Source organism: Ruegeria sp. CL3, from assembly GCF_056536505.1.
This window is the reverse complement of record NZ_JBQFPT010000002.1, coordinates 366553-390474: the sequence shown is the minus strand read 5'-3', so window position 1 is coordinate 390474 and position 23922 is coordinate 366553. Positions and strand designations below refer to the sequence as shown.

Annotated in this window: 20 protein-coding genes; 8 read left to right on the top strand and 12 right to left on the bottom strand. The window is 59.0% G+C overall.

The genetic code is table 11. The features are described from left to right. Positions 1-12: 12 nt before the first annotated feature. From ACR0NO_RS04245 to xdhA, 4 genes are read right to left on the bottom strand one after another with little or no spacing between them, the layout of a single operon-like run. Positions 13-1530, bottom strand: a complete 1518-nt coding sequence (locus ACR0NO_RS04245; RefSeq protein WP_480723082.1) for an ABC transporter ATP-binding protein — start codon at positions 1528-1530, stop codon at positions 13-15. After that, positions 1527-2462 (bottom strand): xanthine dehydrogenase accessory protein XdhC, encoded by a 936-nt coding sequence (xdhC, locus tag ACR0NO_RS04240; protein WP_480723081.1) that lies wholly within the window; start codon positions 2460-2462, stop codon positions 1527-1529. The genes ACR0NO_RS04245 and xdhC overlap by 4 nt, the downstream gene beginning before the upstream one ends. Beyond that, the gene (gene xdhB, locus ACR0NO_RS04235; protein ID WP_480723080.1) at positions 2462-4864 is read right to left on the bottom strand and encodes a xanthine dehydrogenase molybdopterin binding subunit; all 2403 of its coding nucleotides are present in this window, start codon (positions 4862-4864) and stop codon (positions 2462-2464) included. The genes xdhC and xdhB overlap by 1 nt, the downstream gene beginning before the upstream one ends. Continuing rightward, the gene (gene xdhA, locus ACR0NO_RS04230; protein ID WP_480723079.1) at positions 4861-6258 is read right to left on the bottom strand and encodes a xanthine dehydrogenase small subunit; all 1398 of its coding nucleotides are present in this window, start codon (positions 6256-6258) and stop codon (positions 4861-4863) included. The genes xdhB and xdhA overlap by 4 nt, the downstream gene beginning before the upstream one ends. Positions 6259-6601: 343 nt before the next feature. On the opposite strand from xdhA, the gene dnaE reads away from it, so the two are divergent. The 3 genes from dnaE (at position 6602) to ACR0NO_RS04215 (ending at position 10772) form a co-directional block, all read left to right on the top strand. Then, positions 6602-10102, top strand: coding sequence for a DNA polymerase III subunit alpha (dnaE, locus tag ACR0NO_RS04225; RefSeq protein ID WP_480723078.1), 3501 nt, complete (start codon positions 6602-6604; stop codon positions 10100-10102). An 83-nt stretch (positions 10103-10185) separates the two neighbouring features. Next, positions 10186-10398 (top strand): YMGG-like glycine zipper-containing protein, encoded by a 213-nt coding sequence (locus ACR0NO_RS04220; RefSeq protein WP_419738497.1) that lies wholly within the window; start codon positions 10186-10188, stop codon positions 10396-10398. A gap of 11 nt (positions 10399-10409) precedes the next feature. Then, a complete protein-coding gene (locus ACR0NO_RS04215; RefSeq protein WP_480723077.1) occupies positions 10410-10772 on the top strand; it encodes a hypothetical protein in 363 nt (120 codons plus the stop codon). 50 nt (positions 10773-10822) lie between these two features. On the opposite strand, the gene ACR0NO_RS04210 is transcribed toward ACR0NO_RS04215, so the two are convergent. After that, on the bottom strand, positions 10823-11581 hold the full coding sequence (locus tag ACR0NO_RS04210) for an SDR family oxidoreductase (protein ID WP_170664692.1): 759 nt from the start codon (positions 11579-11581) through the stop codon (positions 10823-10825). Positions 11582-11713: 132 nt separating this feature from the next. Next, complete coding sequence (locus tag ACR0NO_RS04205; protein ID WP_170384915.1) at positions 11714-11908, bottom strand: SlyX family protein; 195 nt, start codon at positions 11906-11908, stop codon at positions 11714-11716. A 125-nt stretch (positions 11909-12033) separates the two neighbouring features. On the opposite strand from ACR0NO_RS04205, the gene hisS reads away from it, so the two are divergent. From hisS to hisG, 3 genes are read left to right on the top strand one after another with little or no spacing between them, the layout of a single operon-like run. Continuing rightward, on the top strand, positions 12034-13521 hold the full coding sequence (hisS, locus tag ACR0NO_RS04200) for a histidine--tRNA ligase (protein WP_480723076.1): 1488 nt from the start codon (positions 12034-12036) through the stop codon (positions 13519-13521). Between the two features lie 3 nt (positions 13522-13524). After that, on the top strand, positions 13525-14613 hold the full coding sequence (locus tag ACR0NO_RS04195; RefSeq protein ID WP_475216375.1) for an ATP phosphoribosyltransferase regulatory subunit: 1089 nt from the start codon (positions 13525-13527) through the stop codon (positions 14611-14613). Further along, a complete protein-coding gene (hisG, locus tag ACR0NO_RS04190; RefSeq protein ID WP_480723075.1) occupies positions 14610-15299 on the top strand; it encodes an ATP phosphoribosyltransferase in 690 nt (229 codons plus the stop codon). The genes ACR0NO_RS04195 and hisG overlap by 4 nt, the downstream gene beginning before the upstream one ends. Here hisG and ACR0NO_RS04185 read toward each other — a convergent pair whose 3' ends face one another. Then, on the bottom strand, positions 15300-15731 hold the full coding sequence (locus ACR0NO_RS04185) for a DUF1489 family protein (RefSeq protein ID WP_170468402.1): 432 nt from the start codon (positions 15729-15731) through the stop codon (positions 15300-15302). It lies immediately after the preceding gene. 134 nt (positions 15732-15865) lie between these two features. Between ACR0NO_RS04185 and ACR0NO_RS04180 the strand changes: the two genes are divergently transcribed. Further along, the gene (locus ACR0NO_RS04180) at positions 15866-18148 is read left to right on the top strand and encodes an adenosylcobalamin-dependent ribonucleoside-diphosphate reductase (protein WP_480723074.1); all 2283 of its coding nucleotides are present in this window, start codon (positions 15866-15868) and stop codon (positions 18146-18148) included. Between the two features lie 386 nt (positions 18149-18534). Here ACR0NO_RS04180 and ACR0NO_RS04175 read toward each other — a convergent pair whose 3' ends face one another. Next, positions 18535-19482, bottom strand: a complete 948-nt coding sequence (locus ACR0NO_RS04175; RefSeq protein WP_480723073.1) for an alpha/beta hydrolase — start codon at positions 19480-19482, stop codon at positions 18535-18537. Between the two features lie 119 nt (positions 19483-19601). On the opposite strand from ACR0NO_RS04175, the gene ACR0NO_RS04170 reads away from it, so the two are divergent. Then, positions 19602-20192: a TetR/AcrR family transcriptional regulator gene (locus ACR0NO_RS04170; protein WP_170722379.1), complete on the top strand. Its 591-nt coding sequence runs from the start codon at positions 19602-19604 to the stop codon at positions 20190-20192. Between the two features lie 160 nt (positions 20193-20352). On the opposite strand, the gene ACR0NO_RS04165 is transcribed toward ACR0NO_RS04170, so the two are convergent. From ACR0NO_RS04165 to ACR0NO_RS04150, 4 genes are read right to left on the bottom strand one after another with little or no spacing between them, the layout of a single operon-like run. Next, positions 20353-21291: an acetamidase/formamidase family protein gene (locus tag ACR0NO_RS04165; protein WP_480723072.1), complete on the bottom strand. Its 939-nt coding sequence runs from the start codon at positions 21289-21291 to the stop codon at positions 20353-20355. A 3-nt stretch (positions 21292-21294) separates the two neighbouring features. Then, complete coding sequence (locus ACR0NO_RS04160; RefSeq protein ID WP_480723071.1) at positions 21295-22323, bottom strand: branched-chain amino acid ABC transporter permease; 1029 nt, start codon at positions 22321-22323, stop codon at positions 21295-21297. Further along, positions 22320-23216, bottom strand: coding sequence for a branched-chain amino acid ABC transporter permease (locus ACR0NO_RS04155; RefSeq protein ID WP_480723070.1), 897 nt, complete (start codon positions 23214-23216; stop codon positions 22320-22322). Before ACR0NO_RS04155 ends, ACR0NO_RS04160 begins: the two co-directional genes overlap by 4 nt. A 1-nt stretch (position 23217) precedes the next feature. Further along, positions 23218-23922: an ABC transporter ATP-binding protein gene (locus ACR0NO_RS04150; protein ID WP_480723069.1), complete on the bottom strand. Its 705-nt coding sequence runs from the start codon at positions 23920-23922 to the stop codon at positions 23218-23220.

The window sequence follows — 23922 nt, the reverse complement described above, 5'->3', positions numbered from 1 at the left end:
CAACGCGACAGATCACACATGCGCCACCTCCATGCCATGGGCGCCGCCCATCATCAGGCCGATCTCGTCAACGGTCAGGCCTGTTGTCTCCCGAGGCGCACTCAGCCGCCCTTCGTTCAGGGCCGCAAAACTGTCCGAAATCTCCATCAACTCGTCCAAATCCTGGCTGATGCAGATCACCGCCGTTCCCTTGGCCGCCAGATCCAGAATGGCCTGCCGGATCGACGCAGCCGCTGCCGCATCCACACCCCAGGTCGGTTGGTTCACCACCAGCACCTCAGGGTTCTGCAAGACTTCCCGACCAATCACGAATTTCTGCAGGTTCCCGCCTGAAAGCGACCGTGCCGCGTTTTCGGGGCCGGGCGTTCTGACGTCAAACGCGCTTATGATCTTTTCAGCGAAACTTTTGGTCTCGGACCATTTGAGGAAACCTTTGTTCTCCAAACCTTCGCGCACCGACCCGGTCAGGAGGGCGTTCTCAGTCAGGCTCATATCCGGCGCAGCGGCATGACCCAAACGTTCCTCAGGCGCGGTCAGCACGCCCAGTTTCCGGCGGGCGGTAGGGCCGAGTTTGCCGATCCGCTGACCATTGAATTTGATCGCATCGGCAGGGGTTTGAATCTCACCGGACAGCACGCCCAGCAACTCATCCTGACCGTTGCCAGCGACACCGCCGATGCCGAGAACCTCACCCTTGCGGACCGTCATATGGACGTTCTTCAGCGCCGTTCCGAATTCCGACGGCGATGGCACCGACAGACCGCTGACATCCAACGCAACCTCGCCGAACTCACGGCCCGAGCGTTCGGGCGTTTGCAGCGTTGATCCCACCATCATCTCGGCCATATCGCGTGCGGACGTCTCGGCCGGAATGCACTCGCCGACATTCTTGCCCAGGCGCAGGATCGTGGCGTGGTCACACAGCGTGCGAATTTCTTCAAGTTTATGCGAGATATAGAGGATCGAGGTGCCCTCAGACCGCAATTTGTTCAGCGTCTCGAACAGGATTTCGACCTCTTGCGGGGTCAGCACGCTGGTTGGTTCGTCCATGATCAGCAGCTTGGGGTCTTGCAGTAGGCAGCGGATGATCTCGACGCGCTGACGTTCCCCCGCGGACAGATCGCCGACAGTTCGGTACGGGTCCAAAGGTAAGCCATAGGTCTCGGACACTTCGCGGATGCGCGAGGCCAAATCGCCCATGGGCGGCGGGTTCTCCATCCCCAGCGCGATATTCTCGGCCACGTTCAGCGCGTCGAACAGTGAGAAGTGCTGGAACACCATCGCAATCCCATCCGCCCGCGCCGCGCGGGGTTCCGCTGGTGCGAAGGGTTGGCCGCGCAGCATCATGGTGCCGTTGTCCGGCTTCACCAGCCCATAGATCATCTTGACCAGCGTGGATTTCCCCGCGCCGTTTTCGCCCAAAAGCGCATGTACTTCACCTTCGCCGATGTCGAACGACACCTGATCATTGGCCACGACGCCGGGATAGGCTTTGGTCAGCCCTTGCAGGCTTAAAAGAGGAGTGGTCACGCGCTCAGGTCCTTCTTCAACTCAGTCTGTCGGGCCGGACGCAGAAGCTGCGCGGCGACGCCAACGGCGATCATTTGCGGGTGTTTGCCCAGAGCGGGATCGCCGATTGGGCAGGTGATCCGGCTGATCTGTTCAGGCGAATGCCCAAGAGCTGCCAGCCGCGACCGGAATCGCGCCCATTTCGTAGCCGAGCCGATCAGCCCCGCAAAGCGGAAATCATGCGAAAGCAGCCGGTTGCACAGCTCTAAATCCAGATTGTGTGAATAAGTCAGCACAAGGTGCTCGGCAGTGGGCGGTGCATGGCGCACCAACTCGGCCGGTTTGGCCGCTGGAACTGTCGCGACACCTGCGGGGACCGAGGCCGGGAAGCGATCGGGTCCTGTGTCGACCCAGGTGATCGCGATGTCGGGCAGGGGAGACAGCACGTCCACCAGTGCTCGGCCCACATGGCCAGCGCCCCAGATCCACAGGTTTCGGGTTGGCTTGTGAACCGGCTCAACCATCCAGCCGTCGATCAGCTGCGGTTCGGGGGCAATCCCCTGTCCACGTGCAGTTGCCAGCAATCGTTTCACGGACAGAGGCATTTCGTCTTCCGAAGCGGATCGCGCTATGACCGTGTTGTCGAGAGCTTCAAGCGCCTTTTGATCAAAGACCTCGCTGAACAGTGAAACTGCACCGCCACAACACTGCCCCATCTCTGGGCCAAGAGCGTGATGGGTTAGACGGGCGGGGAGGGATTGGGACCGCGCTGCTTCGGCGGCCTGAAACTCCAATGTGCCGCCGCCAATTGTTCCGCTCTGGCCATCCCGCCAGACCAACATCGCGGCGCCAACCTCGCGTGGGGACGAACCCTTAATCGCGGCGATGACAACGCGGGTGACTTTCCCGTGGGTTTTGACCGCCTCCCTCAAAGCCTCCAGGTCGAAGCCCATCAGATGCCTCCTTTCATCCGCTGGACACCGCGCCAGACTTCCTCAGCCGTGGCGGGTGCATCCAGCGCCGGATAGCTGTCGCCACAGGCTGCGACTGCATTCGACAGGGCCAGCCATGCCGATATGCCCAGCATGAAGGGCGGCTCACCCACCGCTTTCGAGCGATAGATCGTATCCTCGCGGTTCTCGCCATCCCAAAGCGCGACATTGAAGGTATCGGGCCGGTCCGAGCAGGCGGGGATCTTGTAGGTCGACGGCGCGTGTGTGCGCAGATTGCCCTTGCCATCCCAGACCAGTTCCTCGGTCGTCAGCCAGCCCGCGCCTTGAACGTAGCCGCCTTCGACCTGTCCGATATCGAGCGCCGGGTTCAGCGATGCGCCTGCGTCATGCAGGATATCCGTGCGCAGGATGCGGTTTTCGCCAGTCAGAGTGTCCACGGCCACCTCGGTGACGGATGCGCCATAGGCGAAGTAAAAGAACGGACGGCCTCGGCCCGCGATCCGATCCCATTCGATCTTGGGGGTCTTGTAGAACCCGGTCGCCGACAGGCTGATGCGCCCCTGATAGGCCAAAGCGGCGGCCTCAGAGAAGGTATAGCGTTCCGCACCGACTGAGACGTGCCCATCCGAGAAAGTAACTGTCGATGGGTCCGCCTGATGACGCTCGGCCAGATAGTCGGCCATGCGGTCGCGGATCGTGTCGCAGGCGGCTTTGACCGCCATGCCGTTCAGATCACTGCCCGAAGACGCCGCCGTGGCCGAGGTATTGGGCACTTTGGCCGTGTCGGTTGCGGTGATCTTCACGATCTCCAGCGGAATGCCAAAGCGCGACGCCGCGACCTGAGCGACTTTCTGGAACAGGCCTTGCCCCATCTCGGTGCCGCCATGGTTCAAGTGGACCGAGCCGTCCTGATACACATGCACCAACGCACCTGCTTGATTGAGGTGGGTCAACGTAAAGGAAATTCCGAACTTGACCGGAGAGAACGCAATGCCCTTCTTGATCACGCTGTTCTCTGCGTTCCATTTTTCGATGGCAGCCTTGCGTGCGGCATAGTCGCTGGATTTCAGCAGCGCTTCGGTCATACCGTGCAGTTCGAAATCGCTGACCTCCATCCCGTAGGGCGTGGTGTTGCCGCCTGCAGGCAGAGGGCGCACGGGCGCTTCGCCCGTCTCAACTGCGCCCCGGCTAGTTAGGTCTTCATGCGGGTCAGGGTGGCCCAGCGGTTTCTCTGCCGGTGCAGCCTCAGCAACCTTGTGGGCGGGTTCATAATAGTTCCGACGGCGCAGCTCGACCGGGTCCAGACCCAGCGCATGCGCGGCGTGGTCCATCACACGCTCGATCCCGACCATGCCCTGAGGGCCCCCGAACCCGCGATAGGCGGTGGCGGATTGGGTGTTGGTCTTCAGCCGGTGGCTCTCGATCCGCGCATTGGGCAGCAGATAGGCGTTGTCCGAATGCAGCATCGCGCGGTCGGCGACGGGCAGAGACAGGTCCTGCGCCCAGCCGCAAATCGCGTGGTGTAGGAACGAGACGCCCTGAATATGGCCGTTCTCGTCAAACCCGGCTTTGTAGGAAATGCGGAAGGCGTGGCGTTTGCCGGTGATGATCATGTCATCGTCGCGGTCATAGCGCATCTTGCAGGCCTTGCCGGTTGCGCGCGCGGCGATAGCACAAGCCACGGCCAAAGCGTTGCCCTGGCTTTCCTTGCCGCCGAACCCGCCGCCCATCCGGCGGGTTTCAACCCGGACGGCGTGCATCGGAACGCCCAGTGCATCGGCCACCTTGTGCTGAATCTCGGTGGGGTGCTGGGTGGAACTGTGGACCAGCGTATCCGCGCCTTCATTGGGCACGGCCACAGCTGCCTGTCCTTCGAGGTAGAAATGCTCTTGCCCGCCAAGCTCGAAGCTTCCTTCGATGATATGGGGCGCACTGGCGATTGCGGCATCTGCGTCGCCCTTGGCGTAGATGCGGGGGCCATCCTCGAACCGGCTGTCGGCGGCCAGCGCCTCTTCGATGGTCAGGATCGGGGTGTCTTCGGCATAGACGATTTTGCCCAACCGCGCGGCCTTGCGAGCGGCGAGATGGCTGGTGGCGACGACCAGAAACACGGGCTGTCCGATATAGTGAACCGTGCCATCCGACAGCAGTGGCTCATCATGGATCGACGGAGAGACATCGTTGGCAAAAGGAAGATCCTCGGCCGTCATGACCTGTACTACGCCATCCGCAGCTTTCACGGCCGACAAGTCCATCGCGGTGATCGTACCTTTGGCAATCGGGCTCAGGCCAAAGGCCAGATGCAGGGTGCCCTTTGGCGTCGGGATGTCATCCACATAACGTGCGGCGCCGGCCACATGCAGCAGTGCCGCGTCGTGGGGGAGGGGTTTGGCCACGCTCATGCCGTCACCTTCAGCACGTCTGTCACTTCGCCCTGATCTTCCAGGAAATACCGTTCCAGCATCGCTTTGGCGGTCTCCAGCCGATAGGTTGCCGAGGCGCGCATGTCCGTGAGTGGTGAATAGTCCTCAGCAAAGCTGGGCAGTGCGGCGTCAATCACGTCGTGCGACCAAGGTTTGCCGATGAGTGCGGCCTCGACATGGGTTGCCCGTTTCGGAGTACCAGCCATGCCACCAAACGCAATGCGCGCCTGCGTGACGGTGCCGTCCGTAACGGTGATATTGAAACACCCGCAAACGGCCGAGATATCCTGATCGAACCGTTTGCTGAGTTTGTAGGCTTTCAGGCGGTCGGGTTGACGCGGGAAACTGACGGCCTCAACAAACTCACCGGGCGCGCGGTCTTGTTTGCCGTAGTCGATGAAAAACTCCTCCAAAGGAAGGGACCGGCGGGTGTCGCCTTTGCGAAGGTGCAGAGTTGCACCCAAAGCGATCAGGGCAGGCGGGTTGTCCCCGATGGGCGAGCCATTGGCGATGTTGCCGCCGACGGTGGCCGCGTGGCGCACTTGGACACTGGCATAGCGACGGATCATTTCGGCGTAGGAGGGGTGGAGATCAGCAATAGCCTCGCCCATCCGGTTCATGTCGACCATTGCCCCGAAGCGGATTTCGTCGTCGGTGATTGTGATCTGTTTTAGGTCTTCGCAGCCGTTGAGGAAGATCACCGGGTCAAGCTCACGCAATTGCTTGGTGACCCAAAGGCCGACATCGGTTGCACCGGCGATGAGTGTCGCGTTGGGGTACTGGGTATAGACTTCCGCCAATTCGTCGGATGACCTGGGGAGGAAGGTCGGTTCTGCCCCCCGGCCTGCGGCCTCCCCCCGAGGTATTTTTGAACAAAAGAAGGACTGGTCGTCAGTGATCCATTGCGGGACGGGATGTGGTTCGGCGGCTTTCGCGGCGCGGATGATCGGGGCGTAGCCGGTGCAGCGGCACAGATTGCCGGCCAGTTGGGTGTCGTGGTCGGTTGCGCCATTTGCGTGACTGGCAACCATCGACATCACGAAGCCGGGGGTGCAGAAGCCGCATTGCGAGCCGTGCAGATCGACCATTGCGCTCTGGACCGGATGAGGCTCATCGTTTGGGCCGCTTGCGCCCTCGACCGTTCGGACGGCTTTGCCATGGAGTTGTGGCAGGAACAGGATGCAGGCGTTCAATGCCTTGGCGCTGCCCTCGTCGGTGACCATCACGGTGCAGGCGCCGCAATCGCCTTCGTTGCAGCCTTCTTTCGTGCCGGTCAGGCCACGCTCCTCACGCAGCCAGTCCAGCAGGGTGACCGTCGGACTGACATCCGACAGCTGCACTGTCTCTCCGTTCAGAAGAAACGTGATGTCCATTCGTGAAACCCGTCGCCTTACCCGGTTGCGCCCGTTGGGCCCTCCTTCGATGCGACGTAGAAAGAGTGGCGGGCGAAGTGCTTGCCGTCAGATGTTAGAAACAGCGCACCTTATCTGGCAAGAAAAACTGCCTATATGATGCACCATTGGACCCGCACGGCCTGTGAATGTTGCAGTTGTTTAGAAGTCAGGCACTTGTAAATAAAGACCATTTTTGAAGCGGTGCCGAGTCTGACCCGAAGCACCTTCTAAAAAATCAGAATAATCGCTGCTGATTTTTTAAGCAGTCAACAGAGTCGGTTCCCGCTTTTTCGTCGCTGCTGACTAGGATAGCGTGCGTGGTATGAGCAGTACCCCTCGATTCATTCACCTTCGCGTTCACACTGAATATTCCCTGCTGGAAGGCGCTGTGCGGCTGAAAAAGCTGCCTGGTCTTTGCGAGAAGGCAGAGATGCCCGCCGTTGCGGTGACCGACACCAACTCGATGTTCTCGGCACTGGAGTTTTCAATCACCGCCAGCGGGGCCGGGATTCAGCCGATCATGGGGTGTCAGGTTGATCTCACCTATGTGCAACCGCAACCCGGTGAGAAGCCGAAAGCGCCTGCGCCTCTGGTGCTGCTGGCGCAGTCCGAGGTTGGGTATGAGAACCTCATGAAGCTGAGTTCCTGTCTCTATGTGGACAAGGGCGGGCAGTTGCCGCAGGTCACTTTGGAGGAGCTTGCGGACCGGTCGGAGGGTCTGATCTGTCTGACTGGTGGACCAGAAGGCCCAGTGGGAATGTTGCTGCAGCAAGCTCAGCGCCCGGCGGCAGAGGCTCTCGTTGACCGGTTGGCGGGGATGTTCCCGGATCGTTTGTATATCGAACTGCAACGCCATCCGGGCGACGACGGCCAGCCTGAGGCCGAGCGCTTGACCGAGCGTGGTCATGTCGAGATGGCCTATGCAAAGAACCTGCCTCTGGTCGCCACCAATGACGTCTATTTTCCAACCTCAGATATGTATGAGGCCCATGATGCGCTGATCTGTATTGCCGAGGGGGCCTATGTCGATCAGCAAGCCGGTCGCCGTCGTCTGACCGCGCAGCATTATTTCAAGTCGCAGCAGGAAATGGTGACTCTGTTCGCGGATCTGCCCGAGGCCATTGAGAATACGGTCGAGATCGCGCGCCGTTGCGCCTTTATGGCCTATCGCCGTGATCCCATTCTGCCCAAGTTTGCCGATGATGAAGTGGCCGAACTGCGCCGGATTGCGAATGAGGGTCTGCAGAAACGGCTGGCCGTGATCCCTCATGCGGTGACGCCTGAGGAATATCAGGAACGTTTGGATTTTGAGCTCGGGATCATCGAGGGCATGGGGTTCCCAGGCTACTTCCTGATCGTTGCTGACTTTATCCAATGGTCCAAGGATCATGACATTCCGGTTGGGCCGGGGCGGGGGTCCGGTGCGGGGTCTCTGGTGGCCTATGCGCTGACGATCACCGACCTTGACCCGCTGCGCTATAGCCTGCTGTTCGAAAGGTTCCTGAACCCCGAGCGGGTCTCGATGCCGGATTTCGATATCGACTTCTGTATGGATCGCCGGGAAGAAGTGATCCGCTACGTGCAGCAGAAGTATGGGCGCGACAAGGTGGGGCAGATCATCACCTTTGGTGCGCTTTTGTCGAAGGCTGCCGTGCGCGACATCGGGCGGGTATTGCAGATGCCATACGGGCAGGTCGACCGCCTGTCCAAGATGATTCCGGTTGAGGGGGTGAAGCCTGTCTCGATCGAAAAGGCCCTGAAGGATGAGCCGCGCCTACGCGAAGAAGCGCGGAATGAAGAGGTGGTGGAGCGTTTGCTCAACTATGGCCAACAGGTTGAAGGGCTTTTGCGGAACGCCTCGACCCACGCGGCGGGTGTGGTGATTGGCGACCGGCCGTTGGAAGCGCTAGTGCCGCTTTATCAGGACCCTCGGTCCGACATGCCTGCGACCCAGTTCAATATGAAATGGGTGGAGCAGGCCGGGCTGGTGAAGTTCGACTTTCTCGGTTTGAAAACGCTGACTGTGATCCAGAATGCGATGGACCTGATCTTCAAATCCGGGCGGCCTCTGCATGTCGCGGCCGACGGAACGGAGCTTTATGAACCAGCCGAAGGGGCCGAGAACCAGATCAACGCTATCCCGCTGGATGATGAGGCGACATATAAGCTCTATTCGGCTGCCAAGACGGTGGCGGTGTTCCAGGTGGAATCCTCGGGCATGATGGATGCGCTCAAACGCATGAAACCCACCTGTATCGAGGATATCGTGGCCCTTGTAGCGCTGTATCGCCCCGGTCCGATGGAGAACATCCCGACCTATTGTGAGGTCAAGAATGGGCTGCGGAAAATTGAATCCGTGCATCCTCTGATCGATCATATTCTTGAGGAAACGCAGGGCATCATCGTCTATCAGGAACAGGTAATGCAGATCGCTCAGGTGATGGCAGGGTATTCCCTTGGCGGCGCTGACCTGTTGCGCCGCGCGATGGGTAAGAAGATCAAAGAGGCGATGGATGCCGAACGCCCGAAATTCGAAAAGGGCGCGGCGGAAAATGGCGTGGATGCCAAGAAAGCCTCCGAGGTGTTCGACCTTCTGGAGAAATTCGCCAACTACGGCTTCAACAAATCCCACGCGGCCGCCTATGCGGTGGTCAGTTACCAGACCGGCTGGCTGAAGGCGAACCACCCGGTTGAGTTCATGGCAGGCGTCATGAACTGCGATATCCACCTGACCGATAAACTGGCCGTTTACTTTGAAGAGGTCCGCAAGGGGCTGGACCTGCCTTACATCCCGCCTTGTGTGAACCGCTCTCAGGCCACGTTTGATGTGGACAATGGGCATCTTGTCTATGCGCTGGGCGCGTTGAAAAACGTGGGTGTCGAGGCGATGAGCCTTGTGGTTGATGGTCGGGGTGACAAACCCTTCGTCAACCTGTTCGACTTCGCGCGCCGGGTTGATCTGAAAAAGGTCGGCAAGCGCCCTTTGGAGATGCTGGCACGGGCCGGGGCCTTTGATGAACTAGACAAGAACCGCCGCCGCGTGTTCGAAAGCCTCGATCCGCTAGTGCAGTATTCGGCGGCGATCCACGAACAGAAGAACTCGAACCAGGTGTCATTGTTTGGCGAGGCGGGGGACGACCTACCCGAACCGCGCCTGTCGCCGACGCCGGATTGGCTGCCTGCCGAACGTCTGAGCGAAGAGTTCAAAGCCATCGGTTTCTACCTGTCGGGCCATCCGCTGGACGACTACATGCCTGCGCTGAAACGCAAACAGGTGCTGACCTTGGACGAGGTGACGGAAAAGGCGCGCTCTGGCCCTCTGATCGCGAAGATGGCCGGGGTTGTTGCCGGCCGGCAGGAACGGAAATCGGCCCGCGGCAATCGCTTTGCCTTTGCGCAGCTTTCGGACCCGACTGGAGCGTATGAGGTCACGCTATTCTCAGAAACGCTGGAGAAATCGCGCGAATATCTTGAGACCGGCGCGCAGGTGGTTCTGACCGCCGAGGCGACGATGGAGGCAGATCAGCTGAAACTTCTGGGTCGTTCGGTAGGCCCGGTGGATTCGGTTGTGGCCGAGGCGGGCGCGACCGGCCTGCGTATATTCGTCGATCAGCCGCAGGTGTTGCCCACGGTGGCAAGCGTGCTGGCAGACGCGGTCAGCGCTGCGAAAGGGGCTGCCAAGGGGCCGATCCAGCTGTGCCTGATGGACCCGGGCCTGCCGGGCGATGTCGAGATGGATTTGGGGCAGGACTTCCCGATCAACCCGCAGATCAAAGGCGCGATCAAGTCGCTAGATGGCGTTCTGTCAGTGGAAGAGGTCTGAACCCGGCTTTGTTGCCACAGCGATGTCCCCCGGCTAGGCTGTACCTGCATATTCTGTGACAGATGAAACAGGAGGGTTAGGGTTTGGCACTTTCAGCTATGGGCTCCAAAGCGTTGGTATTGGCGGGGGCGATCTCGCTTTCCGTGGCGACTGCGGCTTTTGCGGACGACAAAAAGAAGAAGCAGACAATAGAAGGTGCGTTGATCGGCGCCGGAGTTGGGGCCCTGATCGGTGACGGCAAGGGCGCGGCAATCGGCGGTGTGGCCGGTGCGATTATCGGACATAACTGGAAGTGATTGCGATGCGGATGAAAACTCTCAAGCCAGTTGTCTTGGTATCACTTTTGTTGGCTCCGGTCTTTGCTTTGGCCGACGAAGCCGCCCAGCAGATGGTTGACGATGCCCTGCCTGTCATGCACTACACCTGCGCCTCAATCGCTGAAGAGGCGGACGGGGATGAGGCCTTTGTTGTCGAGGTCGTGGGCAAGATGACTGCCCTGTCGCTCTATAATCGTCAGATCAATATCGAGGACCACGTCGCCACGGATGAAGACAAAGCGCAACTGCGCGAAGCGTTCATTGCCGCTCTGTCCGAGGGCTGTGCCGCGGATAAAAACGCCCTTCTGGGCGGGGTCGTCGACAACGCCGTGAAATCGTCGCTGGGGTTGTGAGCCTAGATACTCTATTTAGCGTCCCGGCGCGGGCAAATCGTGGTTGAGTTTCAGTTGCTTGATCGTAGAGCAGGTAAACCCACGCCAGTGCTTTCGAACCCGCCATCGGACGCGATCACTTGACCCGTTACGTAGCTGGCATTGTCCGAGCAAAGGAAATAGATCACCTGCGCGATCTCATCCTCCGAACCGTATCGGTTCAGTGGGATAGCGTCATGATAGGCGGCGATGATTTCGGGCGAGTGGACTGCCATCGCAAGCTTGGTCCGGACCGGGCCAGGACACACACAATTGGCGCGTATACCGAATTCTCCTAGTTCGGCGGCTTGTTGCTTGGTCAGGTGGATGACACCCGCCTTCGACGTTCCGTATGCTATACGAAGTGTGCTCGCCCTCAGCCCCGAAATCGATGCGATGTTGACGATTGCGCCACGGCTTTTGCGCAAGGCCGGTATAGTCGCCTGGGATACAAGAAACACGCCATCAAGGTTGGTTTCCATAACTCGACGCCACACTGCGAAATCGTGTTCCTCAATTGGCCCGAAGTCTGCGACACCCGCGTTGTTCACCACAGCATCAACGCGATTGAATTTGGTGAGAACGGCCTTGACCACGTCATCGACCTGATTTTGATCCGAAACGTCAGCGATGAACGCCACCGCACCGTCTAGATCCTTTGCGGCAAGAGAAAGCGCCTCAGAGTCGCGATCGATCATCGCAACGTTCCAGCCGTTTTGTAGAAACAGTTTTGTTGTCGCCAGCCCGATGCCACGCGCGGCACCTGTGACAAGAGCAAGTTTGTCGGCCATAGAACGTCTCCTGCCAGTGAACTGATGTTAAAGTATTAGCCTACCAACAAGATTTCGGAAGGTAACCCAGTGATTAGTATTGGACGTGACCAGCAAGAACCGGAAAAGCAGGCAGCAACATCGAAATCTGTCTCAATAATGCGGTGGGCGCTCGTCTCCGAACACGACCCCGCCCGAGCCTTCCTGCGCCCGTTCGGCCTCGCGCTGCAGCAGCATTTCGACGCGGCGGGTCAGGCGGTCGATCTCGGATTGCTGGCTTGTGACGACGGTGTTCAGCTCTTCGACCGTGCGGGTCAGATGGGCGATCTGTTCTTCCAGATGCTGCATTGGGGTCTCCTTCAGGGACGGTCATAGCGGGCCTGCAAAGCCAAGACCAGCGAAAGCGCGCCTTGCCCCGATGCGGGCCATGGGATAGACCGCGCGCGGAACAATACCCGTGAAGGACGCCCCCGATGGCCAAGCCCAAGAAACAGCCCCGCCCCAAGGCCGTAGCGCCGAAAGGGTTCCGTGACTATTTCGGCGAGGAAGTCACGCAGCGCACCGAGATGCTGCGGACGATTGCAGGCGTGTATCATCGGTATGGGTTCGACGCTTTGGAGAGCAGCGCGGTCGAGACTGTCGAGGCGCTGGGCAAGTTCCTGCCCGACGTGGACCGCCCGAACGAAGGCGTCTTTGCTTGGCAGGAGTTTGACGAAGGCGGCAACGGCGATTGGATGGCCCTGCGCTATGACCTGACCGCGCCTTTGGCCCGAGTCTACGCGCAGCACCGCAACGACCTGCCGACGCCCTATCGTCGCTACGCGATGGGACCTGTATGGCGGAACGAAAAGCCGGGGCCGGGGCGGTATCGTCAGTTTTATCAGTGCGATGCGGACACGGTGGGCACGGCCTCGATGGCTGCGGATGCCGAGATTTGTGCGATGCTGTCGGACACGCTGGAGACTGTCGGCATTCCTCGTGGCGATTACCTTGTGCGCGTGAACAACCGCAAGGTTCTGAACGGTGTGCTTGAAGCGATGGGTCTGGGCGAAGACGCCGCCGCCCGCGACAACGTTCTGCGCACCATCGACAAGTTCGACAAGGTTGGTGAGGCCGGTGTCCGAGAGCTGCTGACCAAAGGCCGTCTGGATGCATCTGGTGCGTTTATCGACGGTGTGGGTCTCAGCGACGATCAGGCCGAGCCTGTGCTTGCCTTCCTGACCTCCAAAGCTGCGGATACCGCCGGAACGCTCGCGAACCTGCGTGCGGCGGTTGGCGACAGCAAGATCGGTGCGGATGGCATTGCTGAACTGGAACAGATCGGTTCGCTGCTGGATGCGGGCGGCTACGGTTCGGACCGGATCGAGATCGACCCGTCGGTAGTACGCGGTCTCGGCTACTACACCGGCCCGGTCTATGAAGCCGAGCTAACTTTTGAGATTTTCGACGAAAAAGGCCGCAAGCGTCAGTTCGGTTCCGTCTCAGGTGGTGGTCGTTACGACGATCTAGTCAAGCGCTTCACCGGGCAGGAGGTGCCTGCAACTGGTGTCTCCATCGGTGTCGATCGCCTGCTGGCCGCTTTGCGCGAAAAGGGTCGTCTCAGCGCGCAGGCGACAGGGCCTGTGGTCGTCACCGTTATGGATCGCGACCGTATGGCCGATTATCAGGCGATGGTGGCTGAGCTGCGGAATACCGGCATTCGGGCCGAAGTCTACTTGGGCAATCCGAAGAACTTCGGCAATCAGCTGAAATATGCAGACAAACGGAATTCTCCCATCGCGGTGATCGAAGGCGGTGACGAAAAGGCCAATGGCATCGTTCAGATCAAAGACTTGATCCTTGGTGCCAAAATCGCCGAAAGTGCCACGCTGGAGGAATGGAAAGAACGCCCCAGCCAGTTCGAAGTGCCGCGCGGTGATCTGGTCGCAAAGGTACGTGAAATTCTGGACAGTCAGGACTGAGCCATGGCCAACCGTTCCCAGATACAGGCCCGCGCCGCGATGATGCGCGTCCGGTTCGAGGCCGCAGGTGCGCAGGTGGTCGATACGCCTCTGCTGCAACCGGCCGAGACACTGTTGGACCTCTATGGCGAAGACATCCGCGGGCGTGCTTATGTCACGTCGGACGCTCTGCGGGGCGAGCAGATGCTGCGCCCGGATTTCACTCTGCCAGTGGTGCAGATGCACATGAGCGACGGCGCAGAACCCGCGCGCTATACCTATTCCGGAGAGGTCTTTCGCCGTCAGGAGCATGACCCGGACCGGTCGAATGAATATATCCAGGTGGGCTATGAGGTCTTTGATCGCGACGATCCATCCGGCGCGGACGCCGAGGTGTTCTCGCTGTTTGCGTTGCAGTTGCGGGGTCTGCCTTTGCGGGCGGCGACCGGGGATATCGGAATTCTGACCGCAGCCGTCGAGGGCCTTCGCACGACCGAGCGTCGCAAGACCGCTCTGATGCGGCATCTGTGGCGCCCCCGCCGGTTCCGCATTCTTCTGGATCGGTTTGCAGGTCGCAAACCCGGCCCCGAAGGGCGCGACGAGTTGCTGAATGCCGCAGACCCTTTGGACAACGACATTCCGATGATCGGTAAGCGCCGTGCCTCCGAGATCGAGGCGCGGATCGAAGCTTTACGTGAAGATCGCGACACGCCGCCCATCTCAGACAACGAACTGGCCGGGTTGGAGACGCTTTTGAATGTGCGCGAGACCATGCCATTTGCGCTGGAACAGCTGCGCGATGTGGCGGTCGACCTGCCGCAGATCACGCAAGCGCTTGATCGGCTTGAAGCCCGGATCTCAGCGATGCAGGCGCGGGGTGTGGATGTTGAGCGGTTGGATTTCGAGGCTGCGTATGGCCGGACCTCGATGGAGTATTACGACGGGTTTGTCTTTGGGTTCTACGCCGAAGGCCGCCCCGATCTGCCTCCGATCGCGACCGGTGGGCGCTATGATGCGCTGACCCGGCAGTTGGGTAATGGCGAAGAAATTCCGGCTGTTGGCGGCGTCATCCGCCCTGACCTGATGCTCGAGATCGAGGAGGACGCACAATGAGCCTGAAACTAGGCGTGCCCTCGAAGGGCCGGTTGATGGAGAAGACCTTCTCGTGGTTCGAAAAGCGCGGCATTACCCTGTCGCGCAGTGGATCGGACCGGGAATATGCAGGCAGGGTCGAGGGGATTGACGGTGTCTCGCTGATCCTGCTGTCAGCGGGGGAAATCCCGCGTGAGCTAGCAGCAGGTCGTATCCACCTTGGTGTTACGGGCGTTGACCTTGTGCAGGAAAAGCTGCCGCGCTGGGAGCAACAAGTTGAAGAGGTTGCCGCGCTTGGTTTTGGCAAGGCGGACCTGATCATCGCCACGCCTGCCTGCTGGGTCGACGTGGATACGCTGGACGATCTGGATGCAGCTGCTGCAGCGTTCCGCAGAACACATGGTCACCGGCTGCGGATTGCGACCAAGTACCATCGTTTGGTGCGTGAGTTTCTGACCGATGCCGGGGTGGCCGACTATGCTCTGGTCGACAGCCAGGGCGCGACCGAAGGCACCGTGATGAACGAAACGGCCGAGGCCGTTGCCGATATCACCTCGACCGGTGAAACACTGCGGGCCAATCACCTGAAGATCCTCTCGGACGGTCTCATCCTGCAATCGCAAGCGACCCTATGGCGCAGCCGTGTGGCGAGCTACGATGCTGGCGACAAAGCGGTTTTGTCCGAGCTGTTGGATTGCCTGCGCTGACTACAATATGCCGATTTCGGCCAGAGCGCGGTTCAGATCGTCTGGCAGGGCGTCGTCCTGCTCACGCGATTTTGGAAGATCGGCTGGGGTGTCTTCGGGTTTCAGATAACGCCAGCCTTGAAAGGGGCGCTTCAGGGCGTTCTGGGTGCGATGCACCTCGGGGTCGAGGACAATGGCGCAGCGACGGATACCGTCTTCACCGCGTACCTCATCAAGGCGCAGGATACGCTGGCGGCATTGGATCACGCCTTTGATCACCCAATAGATCGAACCTCCGTTCAGGATCTCGGCCTCGCGCTTTGGCCACATGCGCGTCACGTGGCGCGGGCAGCCATCCGCGTAAAGCGGCTTGCGGCTGTCCTGCCACGCCACCAGCGTGTCGACGCTCTCTGACCCGACCGAAAGTTTGACGAGGTTTACGAATTTATCCACAGTTTACCCACAGAGTCGCCCCAAAGGAATTGGTTAAGAAGGTAGGGTTAACGGGTTATTGCATCAAGTCATAGTAGCGCTAGGTGGTCAATTTGGTCTATCTTGTATGCCTCGCAGCTGAATAGGAATCGCCAATGAGCCGCTTTGCCGCCCCCATCGCCGAGCAGATCTGGGACATGAAATACCGCTTTAAACAGGCGGATGGCACGCCCATCGACCAGACGGTCGAGGACAGCTGGCGACGTATTGCGCGCGATCTTGCGCGGGTCGAGAAAGACCCGGCGCATTGGGAAGAAAAGTTCTACGGCGCGCTGGAGGATTTCAAATATTTACCTGCCGGTCGCATCACCGCAGGCGCTGGCACCGCACGGCAGGTGACTCTGTTCAACTGCTTCGTCATGGGCACCGTGCCCGACAGCATGGGCGGCATCTTCGATATGCTGAAAGAGGCCGCGCTGACCATGCAGCAGGGTGGGGGGATCGGCTATGATTTCTCAACCATCCGTCCGCGGGGTGCGGATGTGAAAGGGGTGGCAGCGGATGCATCGGGGCCGTTGTCGTTCATGGATGTCTGGGACGCAATGTGCCGCACGATCATGTCCGCAGGCTCGCGCAGGGGCGCGATGATGGCGACGATGCGCTGCGATCACCCGGATATCGAACAGTTCATCACTGCCAAGTCTGACCCGGCGCGTTTGCGCATGTTTAACATGTCGGTGCTGGTGACTGACCTGTTCATGGAGGCCGTCAAGGCCGACGGCCCGTGGGAGCTGGTGTTCGGTGGCAAGGTCTATCACACCGTTCAAGCGCGGGACCTGTGGAACAAGATCATGCAGGCGACCTATGACTATGCCGAGCCGGGCGTGATCTTCATCGACCGCATCAACGCGGCCAACAACCTGAGCTATGTCGAAACGATTGCCGCGACTAACCCCTGTGGCGAGCAACCTCTGCCGCCCTATGGCGCATGCCTGTTGGGGTCGATCAATCTGGCCCGGTTGGTGGCCGAGCCTTTCGATGACGCCGCGCATCTGGACGAGGACGCTCTGAAAGAGCTGGTCGCAACCGCTGTGCGCATGATGGACAATGTGGTGGACGCGTCGAAATTCCCACTGCCAGAACAGGAGGCCGAGGCGCAGGCCAAGCGCCGAATCGGGCTGGGTGTGACAGGTCTGGCAGATGCGCTTTTGATGCTGGGCCTGCGCTATGGCTCTGACGAGGCGGCGCGTCAGACCGAGCGCTGGTTGCACGCAATCGCCCGCGCCGCGTATCTGGCCTCGGTGCAATTGGCGAAGGAGAAGGGGGCGTTCCCCTTGTTCGATGCCGAGAAGTTCCTTGCCAGCGGCACGATGCAGCAGATGGATGACGATGTGCGCGATGAAATCCGCGCGCATGGGATCCGTAACGCTTTGCTGACCTCGATCGCTCCAACGGGCACGATCTCTCTCTATGCTGGGAACGTGTCGTCGGGGATCGAACCGGTCTTTGCCTATGCCTACACGCGCAAGGTGTTGCAAAAGGATGGCTCGCGCACCGAAGAAGAGGTGGTGGACTATGCCGTGCAGATGTGGCGCGACAAGTTTGGCGAAAAGGACCTGCCGGAGTTTTTTGTGAATGCGCAGACGCTTTCTCCGTCGGATCACGTCAAGATGCAGGCCGCGGCGCAGAAATGGATCGACAGTTCGATTTCGAAGACAATCAACTGCCCCGAGGACATCAGTTTTGATGCCTTCAAGGATGTCTACATGCAGGCCTGGGATCAGGGCTGCAAAGGCTGTACGACCTATCGCCCCAATGATGTGACCGGCTCGGTTCTGACCGTATCGGAAAGTGCAGACACGGCGCCGGGTGAAAGCGCGGCTGCACCGCATGAGGTCGATGGCGGTGACGTCGTTTACATGTCCGAGCCGCTGGACCGCCCGCAGTCACTAGAGGGGTCGACCTACAAGTTGAAATGGCCCGACAGTGAGCATGCGATCTATCTGACGATCAACGATATTGTCATCGGAGGCCGCCGCCGTCCGTTCGAAGTGTTCATCAACTCGAAGAACATGGAGCATTACGCCTGGACGCTGGCGCTGACCCGCATGATCTCGGCCGTTTTCCGGCGGGGTGGGGATGTGTCGTTCGTGGTCGAAGAGCTCAAGGCCGTGTTCGACCCGCGCGGCGGTGCCTGGGTGAAGGGCAAGTATATCCCCTCGATCCTGGCAGCGATTGGCGGGGTGATCGAGCAGCACATGGTCAACATCGGCTTTCTCGAGGGAGAGGGGATGGGGCTGAAGTCCGATCCTCAGGCACAGGTCGTCAACATGGATGCACCGCGCGGCAAGGCATGCCCGTCCTGTGGGCAGTATGACATGGTGATGATAGAAGGCTGCATGACGTGCAGAAGCTGCGGTCACTCGAAATGTGGCTGAAGTGAGGGCGCGAAACCCGTTGTGAACCGCAAGGCAAAAAGTACCCATCTCGTCAGTATTGTCGCCCATACGCAAGGTCATTTGCGCCCACAATCCGAAACTCTTTGTTTTCTATGGAAGAAATGGTGCCGGGTCTTTGATCGCCGAGACCTTTTTTGTGCGAGTTGGGAAGTACACACCGAAATCTCGCGAGTTTTGTACCAACAATAGAAGATTGGCTAGCTGCCCGGATCGCATCTGCAAGTGTCATTCCCTGACGAACAAGAACATCAAGTTGGCGCAGCTTCTGAACTATTTCCTCTTGCTTGTGTCTCTTTTTTGACATTCGCGGTCCACCGTTTCTCAAACAGAACGGTGGACCAAATCAAACGAAGCACTCCTTCGCGTCAATTGTTGAAGAACTCTGCCACTGCATCGGTCGACGCTTTCACGGCCTCGGGCTTGTAGTAAAAGTCTACGTGGCTGAATTCATCGAATGCCAACTCTTTGTGGTCATTGGTCAGTTTCTCGACAAATGCGGTCGAGCAGATCGCTGTGGAGGCATTTGTGCCGTAGATGGTCAGCGACGGCTGCACGATTTTGTCCGCATAGGCTTCACAAATTGAGAACAAAGACTGCATTGGCTGATCAGCAATGTGCATGTTGGTATAGGTGGGAACTGCAACCGGCCCCTTAGCACCATCACGGCCGTAATAGTCATAGGTTTCGCCAGCCATGTCCGGGTAGGCGGCCGCTTCCGTGAACTCTTCACGAGACATTTCGTCGTTCAAGCCGAACGGTGCAACGTAGTCTGGCTCGCCGGTTTCATATTGCTTCTGCATCGAGGCATTTGCTGCGTCGATCATCTGATTGGCCATATCGCGGTTGGTCCACTGGAACGCGTCCGAGGCCATCATGCCCGACACCATAGCAATTTTCTTGATACGGTGGTCTGTCACCGCTGCCGATGCGATGGTCTGACCACCCTGACAGACGCCCAGGCCATAGATTTCGTCGACGAAGGGTAGCGTACCCAGAAACGAAACCGCGTCCCAGGTGTTTTCGATCAGGCGGAAATTGTAGCGCGATTGTTTGAATTCACCGGGCAGTGCGGGGCTATCGCCCATCCCCAGATAGTCGAAGCCAAGATAGATGAAGCCACGTGCCGCCATTTCAGGGCCGTAGGTCGCAGGTATTTGATCCTTGACCTGCGGGAACGGGCTGGCTCCCACGATGGCCTTGTAGGTCTTGGTCTCATCAAAACCTTCGGGCAGGTAGAGATCACCGGCCAAATCCATGCCAAAAGATTTAAAGGTCACTGCGTTTTTGCCAGCGATGAAAGTTTGGGGGGTCATGGTTTGGGTCCTTTCGAGGTCGAGCAGGATTGCACCTTGCTAAAGTAAATCGTCTTGTTTACTTATGTTGAGGAGGTGAAGTTTGTAAACACACTTTTTTACTTTTTGAGGCTAAATCCGTGAAACGTACTGAAAAGAAAAGAAAAGATATCATCGATGCAGCCATCGATGAGTTTCGGGAGCAAGGATTTCTGGGGGCCAGGACGACCTCAATCGCCCAAAAAGCAAATGTTTCGAGTCGCACGCTCTACAACCACTTCGAAAGCAAAGAGGCCCTCTTCGAAGCAATCTCAGAAATCATGTTGGAGCAGAACCGGAGTATGCAGCCGGTTGCCTATGACCCAAGTCGTGACTTCGTTGAGCAGCTGAAAGATGCTCTGTGGCGGTACATTGTGGTCATAACGGAAGAGACGGCTATCGGACTAAACCGCATGGTTCTTTCTGAGCTGATCCGCGACCTGGATCGCTCTCGGAAATTCTTCACGGAGACGGAAACGCACGACTACCCGATGACGCAGTTGATCGGCGAAGCCATGGACGCTGGCGTAATCCGAAAAGCCGATCCGGTCTTTGCGACCAACCAGCTCTTGGGGCTTGTCAAAAACTTCTTCTTTTGGCCGGAGTTTTTCCTGGGCGAGAACCCGACCCCCGAGGGCGTAATGGACGATTGCATCGCCATGTTTATGGCGCACTACAAAACGGGCAGTTGAACCGCTGGTGAGACGCTTTGCGCTGGTCGTCACGATGGCAAAACAATCGAAACCGAAGAACACCTACTGAAAAGATCGCTTACTTGCGGACGTAATTTGAACGACTGATTGCTTCCGACATCGATCGCATAGGTCTGACATTCAAAAGTTGCAGCGTTCCTCAGTCCAGAACTGTCTTTGGAAAGTAGAATGAGACCGTCCAGTTCGGGATATCCACGATCTCACTGATGCGCAGATCGCCGCAGACCGAGCAAAGCATGTACGCATCAAGCGCGGACATCCCCGTCGTGGCCGAGATCCAATCGACCATGCCCGCCACCGCATCGCGGGCGGCCTGCATGAGATCCTCACCGATGCCTGTCGTCGCCTTGTAGCCGGAGGTATCGAAATGGCGGCTGACGGGGCCGTTGGTTTCAAAACGCGGGTAGGGTAGGTTCTCGCCTTTGAGGAGGTCGACTTTGATGGCCACGTCCATAGGGCTTTCGATGGCCGTACCGCAAATCTCACCATCGCCTTGTGCGGCATGGGTGTCCCCCAGTGACAACATCCCACCAGCCACTTCGACCGGGAGGTAAAGCGTTGTGCCCACGCAATTGTCGCGGATGTCCAGATTGCCGCCCACACGGCGCGGAGGGACGACGGAGTGCAACCCCGGCTCGGCCAGTGCCAGGCCAATTGTGCCGACGAACGGCTTCAGCGGCACCTTCCCGCCGGGGCCGAACAGGGCAGGGGTCATCGTGTTGGTGTCATAGTTCCAGATATGCAGGGCTGCGTCGGGAAATTGATCGGTCAGCAGGCCAAAACCGGGGATGTTGGCGGTCCAACCCCAGCCCGAAGGTTTGAAATCCAGAAAGGTCACGGCAACGGTATCGCCGAGCTCGGCCCCTTTGATGTGGATCGGCCCTGTGACCGGATTGACCGCGTCGAAAGACAGCTTGCCCAGATCGGCCAGGGTCGAGGAAGCGTTCAACTGCCCGCCCGAACTGTCGATGGTTTCGACCTCGACGGTCTCGCCGGGGTCGACGCTCAGGACGGGTTCGATGGAGTTGTCCCAACCGAAATGGTGGTTGTGTTTGTGAATAGTGTGGTTGCAACCCATGACTTACTCCTGTTTTTTCAGAACCAGGTCTTCGATTTCTTGATCACCCATGATCCCTCCGGGGCGCAGGGCCATAGTCAGTACAATGACTGTTCCCAGAGCAATACCCGACAGGCCCAGCACTTCGGGCAGGTCGATGCCCAGCAGGACCGGGCCGGTTTCCAGCCAACGCACGCATTCCAACCCGAACGAGATCAGAAGCGTGCCCAGAACCGCACCTGTGACCGTTCTCATTCCCCCAAGGATCAGCATGGCGAGTGTCAGAAAGACGTGGTTGAAATAAAAGGGCCGCGCGCTGATCGTGCCAAGGAAATAGGCGTAGGCAATCCCGGCGACCGCAAGCAGTATGGCCGACAGGACCCAGGCAATCAGGCGCAACCGGCGAATGTTTACACCCATTGCGGCGGCACCGACCTCATCATCGGCGCAAGCACGCAGCTGGATGCCCCAGCGGCTTTCGCGAAAAAGGCGCACGATGAACACAACGAATACGGACAAGATTACGATAGACGTCAGTGAGAACACCTGCGGAATGCCGAAAAACGCCTGATTTCCTTTAAAAATGTCGGTGCGGTACAGGAATACCGAGTGCACGATGACCAGGACGGCAAGGGAAAAGATGGTCACTCCAGACCCTGTAAGGCGCACGACAAACAGTCCGACGATTAGGGCCAGAAAGGCGGTGATCACAATGGCAAGCAGCGCCGAACTGACCGGGTCCAGCGAGAAGGCATTCAACCCCCAAGGCGCATCCGGCAGAGAGATGGATTTGACCGTCACCGGCGTCACGCAAATCGCGGCCACGTAGGCACCGATCCCCATGAAGGCACTGTGGCTAAGGTTGGTCAGGCGCGCATTGCCCATGAACACCTGCATGGCCAGAACGACCAATAAGTTCACGTAGGCGCTGTATACCAGCCGAAGCTGATAGCGAGAGCCGAAATAGGTCACGATCAGCCCAATCGCGATCAATACGGCGGCCAGGATCGCAGCGCCCACCAGCCCGCGTTTCTGACTGGGGTTCAGGATCATATCTTGTCCCCTTTCTCAGTCGGGGGCGACAGGATGCCATCCGGCCTCCAGACCAGAACGAGAGCGATGATTCCAAAGACAAAGGCGTCTTTCATGCCGCCATATTCCTGCGGCAGCAGGACCAGCATGGCGACCTCAATCGCGCCGAGTAGAAAGCCGCCCAGCACGGCTCCGGGCAGGCTGCCAAACCCTCCAACGACGCAGGCCACAAAGGCCTTGAGGACCGGGTTGAACCCCAGATGCGGATCGACCGACCCACGCCGCGCCATGATGAAGATACAGGCCAGCCCGGCCAGTAGGCCCGACACCATGAAAGCCACTGCAAACACTCTGTTGGATTTGACGCCGACCATCCGGACCATCTCAAAATCCAGCGAGGCGGCGCGCATGGCCAGACCCAGTGTTGTGCGTTTTAGAAACAGCATCAGTCCGACGATCACCAGCACCGTCGTCACCGCCTCGAACACCTGAAGTGAAGATACCTGAACGCCCAAAAGCTGCACGGGCCAGTCGAGAAAGTACAACGATGTCACGGCCACGGGGCGTGGTGAGACCGCAAGCAGAAACACGTTTTGCAGAATGATTGAGACACCAAAGGCAGTCAGCAGACCGGTTGTCGGGTCCGCGTATCGCACGGGTCGGAACGCCACGCGTTCAAGCAGAAGGGACATCAGGATCGCGGCCGCGATCGCTCCGCCTATGACGATAATGGGGTTGTTCAGCGCCAGTGCGGCAAAGGCCACCATCGTGTAGCCGCCAACTGCGATCACCTCACCATGGGCAAAGTTCACCAGCCCCATGATCGAAAAGACAATCGCCAGTCCGAGTGCAATCAGCGCATATTCCGCACCAAAGGCGAGCGCGTTCATCATCTGCTGGGCCACATATTCCATGTCAGGCGATCCCCGTCAGTTCCGCCATAAGCGCGCTGCTTTGGCCCAGCGTTTCCTTGGTGCCCTCGGCCACGATCCGCCCGTTATTCAGAAGGTAGGCGTAGTCCGACAGGCGAAGCGCCTGCGTTGCGTTCTGTTCTACCAGCATGATCGTCATTCCCTGCGCTTTCAGCTGTTCGATCATCTTGAAAATCTGGCCTACGATCTTGGGGGCCAGACCCAGGCTAGGTTCATCCAGTAGCAGGATCTTGGGGCGAGTCATCAAGGCGCGGGAAATGGCCAGCATCTGCTGCTCTCCGCCCGACAAGGTGCCTGCGGGTTGGTCTCTGCGTTCGCCAAGGATCGGAAAGGTCTCAAGCCAGTGGGCGATGTCGGCGTCTTTGGCCGCGCGGTCAGATCGCGTGGCACCGCCCAGAACCAGATTTTCTTCGACGCTCAGGTTCGAGAAGATGCGGCGTCCTTCGGGGGCCACGGACATACCCGCCTGCACGCGGGCTTCCACAGGCAACGCAGAGATATCGGCACCGTCAAAGGTGATCCGGCCCGAGGACTTGACCACACCCATCAGCGCCGAGATGGTCGAGGTCTTGCCTGCACCATTGGGCCCCAGCAAGGACACACAACGGCCCTTTTCTACGGCGAAAGAGATGCCGTGCACGGCCTCGATCGGACCGTGAGAAACTATCAGGTTTTCAACATTCAGCAT